Consider the following 15,774-nt stretch of genomic DNA (forward strand, 5'->3'; position numbering starts at 1 on the left):
ATGACCGTGACCATGACGCTCGGCCAGTTGGCCGAAGCGCTCGGGGCGACCCTCAAGGGGCCCGAGGCGCTGCAAATTACCGGACTGGCCACCTTGCAGGAGGCCGGCCCTGGTCAATTGAGCTTCCTTGCCAATCCGCAGTACCGCAAATACCTGGATAACAGCCAGGCAGCGGCGGTATTGCTGAAGGCCGCGGACGCCGAAGGCTTTGCTGGTAACGCCCTGATCGTGGCCGACCCGTACCTTGCCTACGCGCGCATTTCCCACCTGTTCGATCCCAAGCCCAAGGCTGAGGCGGGTATTCATCCCAGCGCCGTGGTGGCAGAGGATGCCCAGGTGGATGCCAGTGCCAGCATCGGGCCATTCGTGGTCATCGAGAGCGGTGCGCGTATTGGTGCCAATGTGAGCATCGGTGCGCACTGTGTGATTGGTGCGCGCAGCGTGGTGGGCGAGGGCGGCTGGTTGGCGCCGCGCGTCACCCTGTACCACGATGTGACCATTGGCAAGCGTGTGGTCATTCAGTCAGGCGCGGTGATCGGAGGTGAAGGCTTCGGCTTTGCCAACGAGAAGGGTGTCTGGCGCAAGATTGCCCAGATTGGCGGCGTCACCATTGGTGATGACGTGGAAATTGGCGTCAATACCGCGGTCGACCGTGGTGCGCTGTCCGATACGCGCATCGCCGATGGCGTCAAGCTCGACAATCAGATCCAGATCGCCCACAACGTGCAGATCGGCGAACACACGGCCATGGCGGCCTGTGTCGGGATTTCCGGCAGCACGCGTATTGGCAAGCACTGCACCATCGCCGGTGGCGTCGGCATGGTTGGCCATATCGATGTCTGCGACAACGTATTCGTGTCTGGAATGACCATGGTCACCCGTTCGATCACTGAACCGGGCGCCTATTCTTCCGGCACGGCCATGCAGCCGTTGGCTGACTGGCGCAAGAGTGCGGCGCGTATTCGCCAGCTGGACGACATGTCCAAGCGTCTCCAGCAGTTGGAAAAACGTGTCGATACCGTGACCTCAGGTGATCAGCCGGCATCAGAAGGCTGATACCATTTCCTGAGCGAGCGTGAACAGTCGCTAGCTGGCTCCTCTTTGGATTTGCAAAAGGAGCGTGTGGTCAGCACCTGCGCTCCCTATTCTTATTACAGGCTTCCCCCCGAAATGATGGACATCAACGAGATTCGCGAATACCTGCCTCACCGTTACCCGTTCCTGCTGGTGGACCGAGTGACGGATTTGGACTTCGAGGCCCAGAGCATTCGTGCCTACAAGAATGTCAGCATCAACGAGCCGTTTTTCAATGGCCATTTCCCGGCGCACCCCATCATGCCGGGCGTTTTGATCATCGAGGCCATGGCCCAGGCGGCCGGCATTCTCGGTTTCAAGATGCTCGACGCCAAGCCGGCCGATGGCACGCTGTACTATTTCGTCGGTTCCGACAAATTGCGTTTCCGTCAGCCGGTATTGCCGGGTGATCAACTGGTGCTGGAGGCCAAGTTCCTCAGCCGCAAGAGCATGATCTGGAAGTTCGAATGCCGTGCGCTGGTCGACGGCAAGCCGGTCTGCTCGGCAGAGATCACCTGCGCGGAACGTTCCCTATGAGTTCGATTGATCCTCGGGCGATCATCGACCCGTCGGCCAAGTTGGCCGACGGTGTCGAAGTCGGCCCTTGGTCGATCGTAGGCCCCGATGTCGAAATCGGGGAGGGTACTGTCATTGGTCCGCACGTGGTGGTCAAAGGACCAACCCGTATCGGCAAGCACAACCGTATCTACCAGTTTTCCTCGATCGGCGAAGACACCCCGGACCTCAAGTACAAGGGCGAGCCGACGCGACTGGTGATCGGTGATCACAACGTGATCCGTGAAGGCGTGACCATCCACCGCGGTACCGTGCAGGACCGTTCGGAAACCACGCTCGGCGACCACAACCTGATCATGGCCTATGCCCACATTGGTCACGACAGCGTCATCGGCAACCATTGCATCCTGGTCAACAACACCGCGTTGGCTGGCCATGTGCATGTGGGCGACTGGGCGATCCTGTCGGGCTACACCTTGGTGCATCAGTACTGCCACATCGGGGCGCACGCGTTTTCCGGCATGGGTACGGCGATTGGCAAGGACGTCCCTGCCTTCGTCACGGTGTTCGGCAGCCCCGCCGAAGCCCGCAGCATGAACTTCGAGGGCATGCGTCGGCGCGGCTTCAGTGACGAGGTCATCCACGCCCTGCGCCGTGCCTACAAGGTCGTTTACCGCCAGGGCCTTACCGTTGAAGAAGCGGTCAAGGAACTGGAAGAACTGGCGGGGCAACACCCTGAGGTCGAGCTGTTCCGCCAGTCGATCCTGAACTCCGCTCGCGGCATCACTCGCTGACATGGCGCAGCTCTGTGTAGCGTTGGTCGCGGGTGAGGCCAGCGGCGACATTCTCGGTTCTGGCCTGATGCGCGCGCTCAAGGCGCGCCATCCTGACGTCCGCTTCATCGGTGTCGGCGGTCCGCTGATGGAGGCCGAAGGCCTGCAGTCTTACTTCCCCATGGAACGCCTGGCGGTCATGGGGTTGGTCGAGGTGCTTGGCCGCCTGCGCGAGCTGCTCAAGCGGCGCAAGGAACTGATCCAGACCCTGATTGCGCAGAAGCCCGACGTATTCATCGGTATCGACGCGCCTGACTTCACGCTCAACATCGAGTTGAAGCTGCGTCAGGCGGGTATCAAGACCGTGCACTACGTCAGCCCTTCGGTCTGGGCCTGGCGGCAGAAGCGTGTGCTGAAGATCCGCGAAGGCTGCGACCTGATGCTGACCCTGCTGCCCTTTGAGGCGCGGTTCTACGAAGAGCAGGGCGTGCCGGTGCGTTTCGTCGGTCATCCGTTGGCAGATACCATCCCGCTCGAGGCCGATCGACAGGCCGCACGCGCTTCCCTCGGCCTGGCCGATGGTCCGCTGGTCGCCTTGATGCCGGGGAGCCGTGGAGGCGAAGTGGGGCGCTTGGGGGCATTGTTCCTCGATACTGCCCAGCTTCTACGCGACCGCATCCCGGGGGTGCGTTTCGTCCTGCCGTGCGCCAATCCCGCGCGCCGTGCCCAGATCGAACAGATGCTGGAGGGCCGTGACCTGCCGCTGATGCTGCTGGACGGCCAGTCGCATGTGGCGCTGGCGGCCTGCGATGCGGTGCTGATCGCGTCGGGCACAGCCACCCTTGAAGCACTTCTGTACAAGCGGCCCATGGTTGTGGCCTACCGCCTGGCGCCTTTGACCTTCTGGATCCTCAAGCGCCTGGTGAAGAGCCCCTACGTATCGTTGCCCAACCTGCTGGCCCAGCGCGAGCTGGTGCCGGAACTCCTGCAGGATGCCGCGACGTGTGAAGCCCTGGCCCAGGCCTTGGTGCCGTTGGTCGCCGATGGCAGCCGACAGACCGAAGGTTTCGACGAGATTCACCGCACCCTGCGCCGCGACGCTTCCAACCAGGCCGCCGACGCGGTGTTGGCTTTGCTCAAGGACCGCTGACATGCAGATTGGATTGGATTTCAACCTGGTCGAAGACTTGGTGGCGGGTGTCGACGAAGTGGGACGTGGGCCGCTGTGTGGCGCGGTCGTCACCGCTGCGGTGATTCTCGACCCGCAACGCCCGATTCTGGGTCTGAACGATTCCAAGAAGCTTACCGAGGCCAAGCGCGAAGCGCTGTTCGATGAGATCTGCGAAAAAGCCCTGAGTTTCTGTATTGCCCGTGCCGAAGTCGAAGAAATCGACCGGTTGAACATTCTTCAGGCCACCATGCTCGCCATGCAGCGTGCGGTCGAAGGCTTGAGCGTCACGCCCAAGCTCGCGCTGATCGATGGCAACCGTTGCCCCAGGCTGGCCGTGCCCGCCGCGCCGGTAGTGAAGGGCGATAGCCAGGTGCCGGCCATCGCCGCGGCGTCGATCCTGGCCAAGGTCACGCGCGATCGCGAGATGAGCGCTTTCGAGCTGATCTATCCCGGTTACGGAATTGGCGGGCACAAGGGCTATCCGACGCCGGTGCACCTGGAGGCACTTGCGCGCCTTGGGCCTACGCCCATCCACCGGCGTTCCTTCGCGCCGGTTCGCGCGGCCTGGGAAGCCCGTGAAGGCCTCACTGACTCACTGATCTAACACATTGGGGCCGCACAGCGGCCCCAATCGTTTCCCTCTCATTTACGTTACAATCCCGCCCTTGTCGTCAAGCTCTGCTACAGGATCATCCATGTCGGTTCCCTTCGTTCACCTGCGCGTACACTCCGAATTCTCGCTGGTCGACGGCCTGGTGCGGATCAAGCCGCTGGCCAAGGCGCTGGCCGGGATGAACATGCCCGCGGTGGCGATCACTGACCAGAGCAACATGTGCTCGCTGGTCAAGTTCTACAAGACCGCCATGGGCGCCGGGATCAAGCCGATCTGCGGCGCCGACCTGTGGCTGGCCGGAGCCGATCCCGAGGCGCCGCTGTCGCGCATCTGCTTCCTGGCCATGAACCCCAAGGGTTACCGCAACCTGACGGAGTTGATCTCGCGGGGTTGGACCGAAGGCCAACGTAACGGCCTGGTGATTCTCCAGCGCGACTGGATCGCCCCGGCCAGTGAGGGCGTGATCGCCCTGTCCGCTGGCAAGGAGGGCGACATCGGTATGGCCCTGATGGCTGGTCGGAATGAAGAAGCCGAGGCCCTGCTGCGCGACTGGATGGGCATGTTCCCCGAGCGTTTCTACGTCGAAGTGCAGCGCACCAACCGCGCAGGTGACGAGGAGTACGTGCATGCCGCCGTGGCCCTGGCCGACAAGCTCGGGGCGCCGCTGGTGGCGACCAACGACGTGCGTTTCATCAAGCAGTCCGACTTCGACGCCCACGAGACCCGCGTCTGCATCGGCGAGGGCTGGACCCTGGATGACCCACGTCGTCCCCGCAATTACAGCGACCAGCAGTACCTCAAGAGCGCAGAGGAAATGGTCGAGCTGTTCAGCGACCTGCCGGATGCCGTCGCCAACACCGTCGAGATCGCCAAGCGTTGCAATATCCAGGTACAGCTGGGCAAGTACTTCTTGCCGGACTTCCCGACCCCCAACGGCATGGGCATCGACGACTACCTGCGCCACGTCTCCCATGAAGGCCTGGAAGAGCGCCTGGCGGTGCTCTGGCCGAAAGAGACCACGCCCAACTATGAAGAGAAGCGTCAGGTTTACCTGGACCGCCTGAAATTCGAGCTGGATATCATCATCCAGATGGGCTTCCCCGGTTACTTCCTGATCGTTATGGACTTCATCAAGTGGGCCAAGAACAATGGCGTGCCGGTCGGCCCGGGCCGGGGTTCGGGTGCTGGCTCGCTGGTGGCCTATGTACTGAAGATTACCGACCTCGACCCGCTGGCCTACGACCTGCTGTTCGAGCGTTTCCTCAACCCTGAACGTATTTCCATGCCCGACTTCGACGTCGACTTCTGCATGGATGGCCGTGACCGGGTGATCGACTATGTGGCCGAAGCCTATGGGCGCAACGCGGTGAGCCAGATCATCACCTTCGGTACCATGGCGGCCAAGGCGGTGGTGCGCGACGTGGCGCGGGTCCAGGGCAAGTCCTACGGTCTGGCGGATCGCTTGTCGAAGATGATCCCGTTCGAAGTGGGCATGACGCTGGAGAAGGCCTACGAGCAGGAAGAAATCCTGCGTGACTTCCTCAAGGGCGACGAGGATGCCCGTGAGATCTGGGACATGGCCCTGAAGCTGGAGGGGGTCACCCGCGGCACTGGTAAGCACGCCGGTGGTGTGGTTATCGCGCCCACCAAACTCACTGATTTTTCGCCGATCGCCTGTGATGAAGAAGGCGGCGGCCTGGTTACCCAGTTCGACAAGGACGACGTCGAAGCTGCCGGCCTGGTGAAGTTCGACTTCCTCGGCCTGCGTACCCTGACCATCATCAAATGGGCAATGGAGACCATCAACCGCGAGCAGGCCAAGAAGAACCTGCCGGACGTCAACATCGACTTCATCCCTCTGGATGACCGCAAGACCTACGAGCTGTTGCAGAAGGCCGAAACCACGGCGGTTTTCCAGCTCGAATCCCGTGGCATGAAGGAGCTGATCAAGAAGCTCAAGCCCGACTGCCTGGAAGATTTGATCGCACTGGTGGCCCTGTTCCGACCGGGCCCGCTGCAATCGGGCATGGTGGATGACTTCATCAACCGGAAGCACGGTCGCGCCGAGCTGGCCTACCCGCACCCGGACTACCAGTACGAGGGCCTGCAGCCGGTACTGGCGCCGACATACGGCATCATCCTGTACCAGGAACAGGTGATGCAGATCGCTCAGGTCATGGCGGGCTACACCCTCGGTGGTGCGGACATGCTGCGTCGAGCCATGGGTAAGAAAAAGCCCGAAGAAATGGCCAAGCAGCGCGGCGGCTTCATCGAAGGTTGTGCCAATAACGGTATCGATGCTGATCTTGCGGGTAACATCTTTGACCTTGTAGAGAAGTTCGCAGGTTACGGCTTCAACAAATCCCACTCCGCCGCCTACGGCCTGGTGTCCTACCAGACCGCTTGGCTCAAGACGCATTATCCTGCGCCGTTCATGGCTGCGGTCCTGTCGGCGGATATGCACAACACCGACAAGGTGGTGGTGCTGATCGAGGAAGTGCGCAGCATGAAGCTGCGCCTCGATGCGCCGGACGTGAACAACTCCGACTTCAAGTTCACCGTGAACGATGACGGTCGCATCGTCTACGGCCTGGGGGCGATCAAAGGCGTGGGCGAGGGGCCGGTGGAGGCCATCGTCGAGGCGCGCGCCCAGGGCGGTCCCTTCAGGGACTTGTTCGATTTCTGTGAACGCGTCGACCTCAAGCGTGTCAACAAGCGTACCCTGGATGCGCTGATCCGCAGTGGTGCGCTCGATCGCCTCGGTCCGTACTTCCACGACGAGATCAAGGCCTACCAGGCCAACATCGATCGCAACCGCGCGACCTTGCTGGCCGCGCTGGAGGAAGCCATCAAGTCTGCCGAGCAAACGGCCCGTACCGCCGACAGCGGTCACGTCGACCTGTTCGGCGGGTTGTTCGTCGAGGAAGACTCCGACGTCTACGCCAATCACCGCAAGGTGCGTGAGTTGACGCTCAAGGAACGCCTCAAGGGCGAGAAGGACACCCTCGGCCTGTACCTGACAGGCCATCCGATCGATGAGTACGAAAGCGAAATTCGTCGCTTTGCCCGTCAACGCATCATCGACCTCAAGCCGTCGCGCGAGCCCCAGACCATCGCCGGCATGATCGTTGCTTTGCGGGTGATGAAGAACAAGAAGGGCGACAAGATGGGCTTCGTGACCCTGGACGACCGTTCAGGGCGTATCGAGGCCTCGTTGTTCGCCGACGCCTTCATGGCGGCCCAGTCGTTGCTGCAGGCCGATGCCATGGTGGTGGTGGAAGGAGAAGTCAGCAACGACGACTTCTCCGGTGGCCTGCGTTTGCGGGTCAAGCAAGTGATGACCATGGAGGACGCACGCACCAAACTGGCCGAAAGCCTGCGCCTGAAGGTGGCCCATGACGCGCTCAAGGGCGACCGGCTGAAGTGGCTGGGTGAACTGATCACCCGCCATCGCGGTGGTTGCCCCATTACCCTCGAGTACACCGGCAGCGATGCCAAGGCTATGCTGCAGTTCGCCGACGAGTGGGCGATCGACCCGGCCGATGGCTTGATTCAAGCGCTGCGTGACCAGTTCGGGCGTGAGAACGTCTTCCTGCAATATCGTTGAACCGACCTAATTTAATCTCGACCTGAATGCGCCTGATCCCTTAAGGTAGGGCGCCAAACGGATCAACCGGCCGGCCGCCTGGCCGTAGACCCAAGACGGATGACTATGAACCCGAACTTTCTCGATTTCGAACAGCCGATTGCCGACCTGCAAGCCAAGATCGAAGGGTTGCGCCTGGTGGGTAACGACAATTCGCTGAACATCAGCGATGAAATTGCCCGTCTGCAAGACAAGAGCAACACCCTGACCGAAAGCATTTTCGGCAACCTGACCAGCTGGCAGATCGCCCGTCTGGCCCGTCACCCGCGTCGTCCTTATACCCTGGACTACCTCGAGCACATCTTCACCGAGTTCGAAGAGCTGCACGGTGACCGCCACTTCGCCGATGACGCTGCCATCGTCGGTGGTACCGCACGTCTGGATGGCAAGCCGGTGATGGTCATCGGTCACCAGAAAGGCCGCGAAGTGCGCGAGAAGGTGCGCCGCAATTTCGGTATGCCGCGTCCGGAAGGCTACCGCAAGGCCTGCCGCCTGATGGAGATGGCCGAACGCTTCAAGATGCCGATTCTCACCTTCATCGACACCCCGGGTGCCTACCCAGGTATCGACGCCGAAGAGCGCAACCAGAGCGAAGCCATCGCCTGGAACCTGCGTGTCATGGCGCGCCTGAAAACCCCGATCATCGCCACGGTGATTGGTGAGGGCGGTTCCGGTGGCGCATTGGCCATCGGTGTGTGCGACCAGCTGAACATGCTGCAGTACTCCACCTACTCGGTCATCTCGCCGGAAGGTTGCGCCTCGATTCTGTGGAAGACCGCCGACCGCGCAGCCGACGCGGCCGAGGCCATGGGTGTCACCGCAGAACGCCTGAAGAGCCTGAACATCGTCGACAAGGTCATCGAGGAACCGCTGGGCGGCGCCCACCGTGACCCGGTGAAGATGTCCGAAAGCATCCGTGCCGACCTGATCCAGCAGCTGGACATGCTCGGCAAGCTCGACAACGACGCGCTGCTGGCGCGCCGTTATGAGCGTCTGATGAGCTACGGTCTCTGATAGACCCGGGGCTCTGGAAGCCTTGATCGTCGGTTTGCCGGCGATCAAGGCCTGTAGTGGCCCCGGCGATTTCAAACCGTGTGAGGCCTACATGATCAACCTCACCCCCTGGCTGAACGCCCCCGCCTGGCACGTCGCCTTCTCTGGCGGCCTCGACTCCACAGTCCTTCTGCACCTGTTGGCCGATTACGCCCGCAGTCACTGCGCTCCACCACTGCGCGCCATCCATGTCCACCACGGTTTGCAACCTGTCGCCAATGACTGGCCGGAGCACTGCCAGCGTGTCTGCAACGACTTGGGTGTCGAGCTTACCGTGATCCGCGTTCAGGTCGAGCCGGGTGCCAGCCTTGAGCAGGCTGCACGTAACGCCCGCTACTCGGCATTGGCTCAGGTGCTGGGCCCGGGAGAGCTGCTGTTCACCGGCCAGCACCGCGAGGATCAGGCTGAAACCCTGCTGTTTCGCCTGTTGCGTGGCGCCGGTTTGCGCGGGTTGGCCGCCATGCCCGACAAGCGGCGGTTGGGGCAGGGCGCCTTGGTCCGCCCGTTGCTGGCGATCTCGCGAGCACAGTTGGCCGCGTACGCCCAAGCCTGGCGGCTGAAGTGGGTCGAAGACCCTTCCAACCGTGACACCGACTTCGCCCGCAACTACTTGCGTGGCGAGGTGTTGCCGTTGCTGCGCCAGCGTTGGCCGCAAGCGAGCCAAAACATCGCGCGCTGCGCCGATCATCTTGGCGAAGCGCTGGGGCTGCTCGATGAAGTGGCGCTTGACGATCTGGCCCTAGCCGAGCAAGGCGCTCCGGCTCAGTGGTCTGCCCTGAGTTCGCTCGATCTGACCTGCCTCCGTTCGCTGTCACCTGCTCGCCAGCGCAACGCCTTGCAATACTGGCTCAGCCAGCGCACTCGATTGCCTGACAGCCGTCACTGGGCCGGGTGGGTGGATTTGTGCACTGCCGCGCTCGATGCCCAGCCGATCTGGCGCCTTGCCGACGGCCAGTTGGTGCGCAGCAATGGGCGTATCTGGTGGCTTGGCGATGACTGGTTGCAGTCCGAGCCTGTCGGGCAGCCCTGGCTGGCGCCGGCCGAGGCACTGGCATTGCCGGGCAATGGCGATGTGCGTATCGAGGGCAAGCGGCCCGAGGGGCCGCTACGCATCGCATATCGCCAGGGGGGCGAAGTGCTGGACGTCCCCGGTCGTGGTCGGCGTGATCTCAAGCGCCTGCTGAACGAGGCGCAGGTTCCGCACTTCCTGCGTTCGCGCCTGCCGTTGCTGTTCCGTGGCGAGGACTTGCTGGCGGTGGCCAATCTTCCCGAACGGGGGCAGGCCGATTGCCAGCTTCGCTGGCATTTGCCGACAAGCGCGCAAGGTTTGAGATGAAGGGTACATTCCGGTAGACTACCCTCCCTTCTTGATACAGCTTCTGTGGGTTCCGCGAAAACACAGGAGTTGCCGATTACCAAGCAGTTTTTTGCTGGGCTGATTCTGGAAATGACGAGCGAGCTCCATGCCGGGGATACCCCTGGTCTGTACAGACGCGGCAGTTTTTCGAGATGCACTGTGATTGACGCAGGTGATCGGGGGCTTCGGCCTTCCTTCGCTTTCTCCGGCGGCGCTGGCCGCCTTAACGCAGACTTCTAGGGTTTTTCATGACGCGCTACATATTCGTCACGGGCGGTGTTGTTTCTTCATTGGGGAAAGGCATTGCCTCGGCTTCCCTGGCGGCCATCCTGGAAGCGCGGGGGCTCAAGGTCACCATGCTCAAGCTGGATCCGTACATCAACGTCGATCCTGGCACCATGAGCCCGTTCCAGCACGGTGAAGTATTCGTCACCCACGACGGCGCCGAGACTGACCTCGACCTGGGCCACTACGAGCGGTTCATCCGCACCACCATGACCCAGAACAACAACTTCACCACCGGCCGTATCTACGAGCACGTGCTGCGCAAGGAGCGCCGTGGTGATTATCTGGGCGCGACCATCCAGGTCATCCCGCACATCACCGACGAAATCAAGCGTCGCATCATCAAGGGTGCCGGCGATGCCGACGTGGCCCTGGTGGAAATCGGCGGTACCGTGGGTGACATCGAGTCGCAGCCGTTCCTCGAGGCGATTCGCCAGTTGCGCGTCGAAGTGGGCTCCAAGCGCGCCATGCTGATGCACCTGACCCTGGTGCCGTACATCGCCACCGCCGGCGAGACCAAGACCAAGCCGACCCAGCACTCGGTCAAGGAGCTGCGCTCCATTGGCCTGCAGCCGGACGTGCTGATCTGCCGTTCCGACCATCCGGTCGATGCCTCCTCGCGTCGCAAGATCGCGCTGTTCACCAACGTTGAAGAGCGTGCGGTCATCTCCCTGGAAGACGTCGACACCATCTACAAGATCCCGGGCGTGCTGCACGCACAGGGTCTGGACGACTTCGTCGTCGAGCGCTTCGGCCTGCAGTGCAACAGCGCCGACCTGTCCGAGTGGGACAAGGTGGTCGATGCCAAGCTCAACCCAGAGCAAGAAGTCACCATCGCCATGGTCGGCAAGTACATGGAACTGCTGGACGCGTACAAGTCGCTGATCGAAGCGATGAGCCACGCCGGCATCCAGAACCGTACCAAGGTCAACCTGCGCTACATCGATTCCGAAGATATCGAGAACCAGGGCACCAGCCTGCTGGAGGGCGCAGATGCCATCCTGGTTCCTGGCGGTTTCGGCCTGCGTGGCGTGGAAGGCAAGATCACCGCAGTGCAATATGCCCGCGAGAACAAGGTGCCCTACCTGGGTATCTGCCTGGGCATGCAGGTTGCCGTGATCGAGTTCGCCCGTAACGTGATGGGTTGGAAAGACGCCAACTCCACCGAGTTCGACCGTAACAGCGGTCACCCGGTAGTCGGCCTGATCACCGAGTGGGCCGATGCCACCGGCGCGGTCGAAACCCGTACCGAAGCCTCCGATCTCGGCGGCACCATGCGCCTTGGCGCTCAGGATTGCCAGATCGTTGCCGGCTCCAAGGTTCATGACTGCTACGGCACTGACATCATCACCGAGCGTCACCGCCACCGCTACGAAGTGAACAACAACCTGCTGCCGCAGCTGATCGACGCCGGCCTGGTGGTTTCCGGCCGTTCCGAAGACGGCGCGCTGGTGGAAGTGGTCGAGTCCAAGGATCACCCATGGTTCGTGGCCTGCCAGTTCCACCCGGAGTTCACTTCCACCCCGCGTGACGGTCATCCGCTGTTCAGCGGTTTCGTCAAGGCAGCCCTGGCACAGAAGAACAAGGCCTGATCAATGACCCAGAAGATCATTCGCGTCGGTAACATCGAGATCGCCAACGACAAGCCGTTCGTCCTGTTCGGCGGCATGAACGTGCTGGAGTCTCGTGATCTGGCCCTGAAGGTCTGCGAAGAGTACGTACGGGTGACCGAGAAGCTCGGTATTCCGTACGTGTTCAAGGCCAGCTTCGACAAGGCTAACCGTTCGTCGGTGACATCGTTCCGCGGCCCAGGCATGGAAGAAGGCCTGAAGATCTTCGAAGAGATCAAGAAGACCTTCAACGTGCCGGTGATCACCGACGTGCACGAACCCTACCAGTGCGAGCCGGTCGCCAAGGTGTGCGACATCATCCAGCTGCCGGCTTTCCTGTCGCGCCAGACCGACCTGGTCGTGGCGATGGCCAAGACCGGCGCGGTGATCAACATCAAGAAGGCCCAATTCCTCGCGCCGCAGGAAATGAAGCACATCCTCAACAAGTGCGTTGAGGCCGGCAACGACCAGCTCATTCTGTGCGAGCGTGGTTCGAGCTTTGGCTACAACAACCTGGTCGTGGACATGCTCGGCTTCGGCATCATGAAGCAGTTCGAGTACCCGGTGTTCTTCGACGTGACACACGCCCTGCAGATGCCGGGTGGCCGCGCCGATTCCGCCGGCGGCCGTCGCGCCCAGGTCACCGACCTGGCCAAGGCCGGCATGAGCCAGAGTCTGGCAGGCCTGTTCCTCGAAGCTCACCCTGACCCGGACAACGCCAAGTGCGATGGTCCTTGCGCCCTGCGCCTGGACAAGCTGGAGCCGTTCCTGGCCCAGCTCAAGCAACTGGACGACCTGGTGAAAAGTTTTCCGACGGTAGAAACCGCGTAAAGCTCATTTCTCGGGTAAAGTACCGCCCGTTCTCCCCTTGACCGTTTGGTCAGGGGGCGCTTTCACCCGGCCTGCCCGCTGTGCCCCGCCTGGTGGAGTGCAAGGATTTCCTTAAGCTGCGTTGTTTTCGTCAATTCTGGAGTGCTTACAACAATGGCAAAGATCGTCGACATCAAAGGTCGTGAAGTTCTCGACTCGCGTGGCAACCCCACCGTGGAAGCCGATGTACTGCTCGACAACGGCATCATCGGCAGCGCCTGCGCGCCGTCCGGTGCTTCCACCGGCTCGCGCGAAGCGCTGGAGCTGCGCGATGGCGACAAGAGCCGTTACCTGGGCAAGGGCGTGCTGAAGGCCGTCGCCAACATCAACGGCCCGATCCGTGACCTGCTGCTGGGCAAGGACCCGGCTGACCAGAAGGCCCTGGACCGTGCCATGATCGAACTGGACGGAACCGAGAACAAGGCCAAGCTGGGCGCCAACGCCATTCTGGCCGTGTCCCTGGCTGCCGCCAAGGCCGCCGCACAGGATCTGGACCTGCCGCTGTACGCGCACATCGCCAACCTGAACGGTACCCCAGGCCAGTACTCGATGCCGGTTCCGATGATGAACATCATCAACGGTGGCGAGCACGCCGACAACAACGTCGACATCCAGGAGTTCATGGTTCAGCCGGTTGGCGCCAAGACCTTCTCCGACGGCCTGCGCATGGGTACCGAGATCTTCCACCACCTCAAAGCCGTGCTCAAGGCCCGTGGCCTGAACACTGCGGTGGGTGACGAAGGTGGCTTCGCGCCGAACCTGGCTTCCAACGAAGACGCGCTGGGCGCCATCGCCGAAGCGGTCGAGAAGGCGGGCTACAAGCTGGGTACCGACGTGACTCTGGCTCTGGACTGCGCGGCTTCCGAGTTCTACGAAGACGGCAAGTACAACCTGTCCGGCGAAGGCAAGTCGTTCGACGCCGAAGGTTTTGCCGACTACCTGAAGGGCTTGACCGAACGTTTCCCGATCATCTCGATCGAAGACGGTCTGGACGAGTCCGACTGGGCTGGCTGGAAAATCCTGACCGACAAGATCGGTGCCAAGGTTCAGCTGGTGGGTGACGACCTGTTCGTGACCAACACCAAGATCCTGAAAGAAGGCATCGAGAAGGGTATCGGTAACTCGATCCTGATCAAGTTCAACCAGATCGGCTCGCTGACCGAAACCCTGGAGGCCATCCAGATGGCCAAGGCCGCCGGTTACACCGCAGTCATTTCGCACCGTTCCGGTGAAACCGAAGACTCGACCATCGCCGACCTGGCAGTCGGTACTGCTGCCGGCCAGATCAAGACCGGTTCGCTGTGCCGTTCCGACCGCGTTTCGAAGTACAACCAGCTGCTGCGTATCGAAGAGCAACTGGGCGCCAAAGCGGTTTACCGTGGCCGTGCCGAGTTTCGCGGTTAAGCAAGAGATGGTAAAAAGACAGCAGCCGAGGCTGTCGGACCTTTCCTACTGAAAGATCTGGCGCTTCCAGCGGGTTTCTGTCGACGAAGCCTGGCCTCGGCCAGGCTTCGTGCTATTCGAAGCCCGTGAGCGGCGTCTTTTTAACCCTGGATACCTTGATGCGCAGTCCCTATTGGTTGTTCCTTGTCCTGCTCCTGCTGCTCGGTGGCCTGCAGTACCGCCTCTGGGTGGGTAATGGCAGCCTGGCGCAAGTGGCCGAGCTCAAGCAGCAGATTGCCGAGCAGCATGCGGAGAACGAGCGTTTGCTCGAGCGTAACCGTGTGCTTGACGCGGAGGTCCTGGAGTTGAAGAAAGGTATGGAGACCGTCGAAGAACGGGCTCGTCATGAATTGGGAATGGTCAAAGAGGGCGAAACTCTCTTCCAGTTGCCGCAAAAATGACTGATACGTTGCCGGCCTTCTGGGCTGTGATTCCTGCCGCGGGCGTGGGTACCCGCATGGCTGCCGACCGTCCCAAGCAATACTTGCAATTGGGCGGGCAGACGCTTCTCGAACATAGTCTCGACTGTTTTCTCGATCACCCGGCGCTCAAGGGCGTGGTGGTCAGCATTGCTGAAGACGACCCTTACTGGCCGACCTTGCGTTGTGCCAGTGATTCACGCATTCGGCGTGCGCCTGGCGGGCGTGAGCGTGCTGACTCGGTGCTCAATGCCTTGTTGTTGTTGCATGCCCAAGGGGCGACTGATAACGACTGGGTGTTGGTGCATGATGCTGCGCGTCCGAACCTTGCACGTTCCGATCTGGATCGGTTGCTGACTGACTTGGCTGACGACCCTGTAGGTGGGTTATTGGCGGTGCCGGCACGTGACACGCTCAAGCGGGCGGATGCCCATGGGCGGGTCAGTGCGACGGTGGATCGCAGTACCATTTGGCAGGCTTATACGCCACAGATGTTTCGTCTTGGGGCTTTGCATCGGGCATTGGCTGAATGTCTGGTGTCGGATGTCGTGGTGACTGATGAGGCGTCCGCGATTGAATGGTCTGGTCAGGCGCCGCGGTTGATCGAGGGTCGCAGTGACAACATCAAGGTGACCCGACCGGAAGATCTGGAGTGGTTGCGTCAACGCTGGTCAACCCGAAGCTAAAGGCTGTCGCTGTCGCTGTCGCTGTCGCTGTCGCTGTCGCTGTCGCTCGTTTTTTGCTTTTGCTTCTAGTGCGCAATAGACCAAGCGCCGCGAATTGCGACGTCAGGAGGCCGAACGCAGGTCTTGCGGAGGGAGGTGACGGGCATGGATGCCCGTCAAGCGCTGCGGCCCAGGATGGGCCGTTCAGCGCGGTCCTCCCGGGAGCAAGGCCGGAGTGAGGGTACCCCGAAGCGAAGCGTAGGGGCCGGATGATAGGAG

The 15,774-nt window shown here is 61.6% G+C and carries 13 protein-coding genes; all 13 read left to right on the top strand.

Annotated elements, in window-relative coordinates:
- The 13 genes from lpxD to ispD all read left to right on the top strand — a co-directional run bounded on the left by lpxD (nt 1) and on the right by ispD (nt 15,516).
- Nucleotides 1-1,056, top strand: coding sequence for a UDP-3-O-(3-hydroxymyristoyl)glucosamine N-acyltransferase (gene lpxD / locus C4Q26_RS18080; RefSeq protein ID WP_023381965.1), 1,056 nt, complete (start codon nt 1-3; stop codon nt 1,054-1,056).
- A 114-nt stretch (nt 1,057-1,170) separates the two neighbouring features.
- Complete coding sequence (gene fabZ, locus C4Q26_RS18085; protein ID WP_003252314.1) at nt 1,171-1,611, top strand: 3-hydroxyacyl-ACP dehydratase FabZ; 441 nt, start codon at nt 1,171-1,173, stop codon at nt 1,609-1,611.
- The gene (lpxA, locus tag C4Q26_RS18090) at nt 1,608-2,384 is read left to right on the top strand and encodes an acyl-ACP--UDP-N-acetylglucosamine O-acyltransferase (RefSeq protein ID WP_023381964.1); all 777 of its coding nucleotides are present in this window, start codon (nt 1,608-1,610) and stop codon (nt 2,382-2,384) included. The genes fabZ and lpxA overlap by 4 nt, the downstream gene beginning before the upstream one ends.
- 1 nt (nt 2,385) lies before the next feature.
- On the top strand, nt 2,386-3,513 hold the full coding sequence (gene lpxB / locus C4Q26_RS18095; protein WP_023381963.1) for a lipid-A-disaccharide synthase: 1,128 nt from the start codon (nt 2,386-2,388) through the stop codon (nt 3,511-3,513).
- A gap of 1 nt (nt 3,514) precedes the next feature.
- Entirely contained in the window at nt 3,515-4,138 is a 624-nt protein-coding gene (gene rnhB, locus C4Q26_RS18100) for a ribonuclease HII (protein ID WP_023381962.1), read from the top strand.
- A 91-nt stretch (nt 4,139-4,229) separates the two neighbouring features.
- Nucleotides 4,230-7,754 (top strand): DNA polymerase III subunit alpha, encoded by a 3,525-nt coding sequence (gene dnaE / locus C4Q26_RS18105; protein ID WP_023381961.1) that lies wholly within the window; start codon nt 4,230-4,232, stop codon nt 7,752-7,754.
- 105 nt (nt 7,755-7,859) lie between these two features.
- Complete coding sequence (accA, locus tag C4Q26_RS18110; RefSeq protein WP_023381960.1) at nt 7,860-8,807, top strand: acetyl-CoA carboxylase carboxyl transferase subunit alpha; 948 nt, start codon at nt 7,860-7,862, stop codon at nt 8,805-8,807.
- A 91-nt stretch (nt 8,808-8,898) separates the two neighbouring features.
- The gene (gene tilS, locus C4Q26_RS18115; RefSeq protein ID WP_023381959.1) at nt 8,899-10,182 is read left to right on the top strand and encodes a tRNA lysidine(34) synthetase TilS; all 1,284 of its coding nucleotides are present in this window, start codon (nt 8,899-8,901) and stop codon (nt 10,180-10,182) included.
- Between the two features lie 269 nt (nt 10,183-10,451).
- Nucleotides 10,452-12,080: a CTP synthase gene (locus C4Q26_RS18120; RefSeq protein ID WP_023381958.1), complete on the top strand. Its 1,629-nt coding sequence runs from the start codon at nt 10,452-10,454 to the stop codon at nt 12,078-12,080.
- A gap of 3 nt (nt 12,081-12,083) precedes the next feature.
- Nucleotides 12,084-12,929: a 3-deoxy-8-phosphooctulonate synthase gene (gene kdsA, locus C4Q26_RS18125; protein ID WP_023381957.1), complete on the top strand. Its 846-nt coding sequence runs from the start codon at nt 12,084-12,086 to the stop codon at nt 12,927-12,929.
- Between the two features lie 153 nt (nt 12,930-13,082).
- Entirely contained in the window at nt 13,083-14,372 is a 1,290-nt protein-coding gene (eno, locus tag C4Q26_RS18130) for a phosphopyruvate hydratase (RefSeq protein WP_023381956.1), read from the top strand.
- 158 nt (nt 14,373-14,530) lie between these two features.
- A complete protein-coding gene (gene ftsB, locus C4Q26_RS18135) occupies nt 14,531-14,812 on the top strand; it encodes a cell division protein FtsB (protein WP_023381955.1) in 282 nt (93 codons plus the stop codon).
- A complete protein-coding gene (gene ispD, locus C4Q26_RS18140) occupies nt 14,809-15,516 on the top strand; it encodes a 2-C-methyl-D-erythritol 4-phosphate cytidylyltransferase (RefSeq protein ID WP_027907388.1) in 708 nt (235 codons plus the stop codon). The genes ftsB and ispD overlap by 4 nt, the downstream gene beginning before the upstream one ends.
- Nucleotides 15,517-15,774: the final 258 nt, after the last annotated feature.

Source organism: Pseudomonas sp. SWI44 (assembly GCF_002947915.1).
GTDB lineage: Bacteria > Pseudomonadota > Gammaproteobacteria > Pseudomonadales > Pseudomonadaceae > Aquipseudomonas > Aquipseudomonas taiwanensis.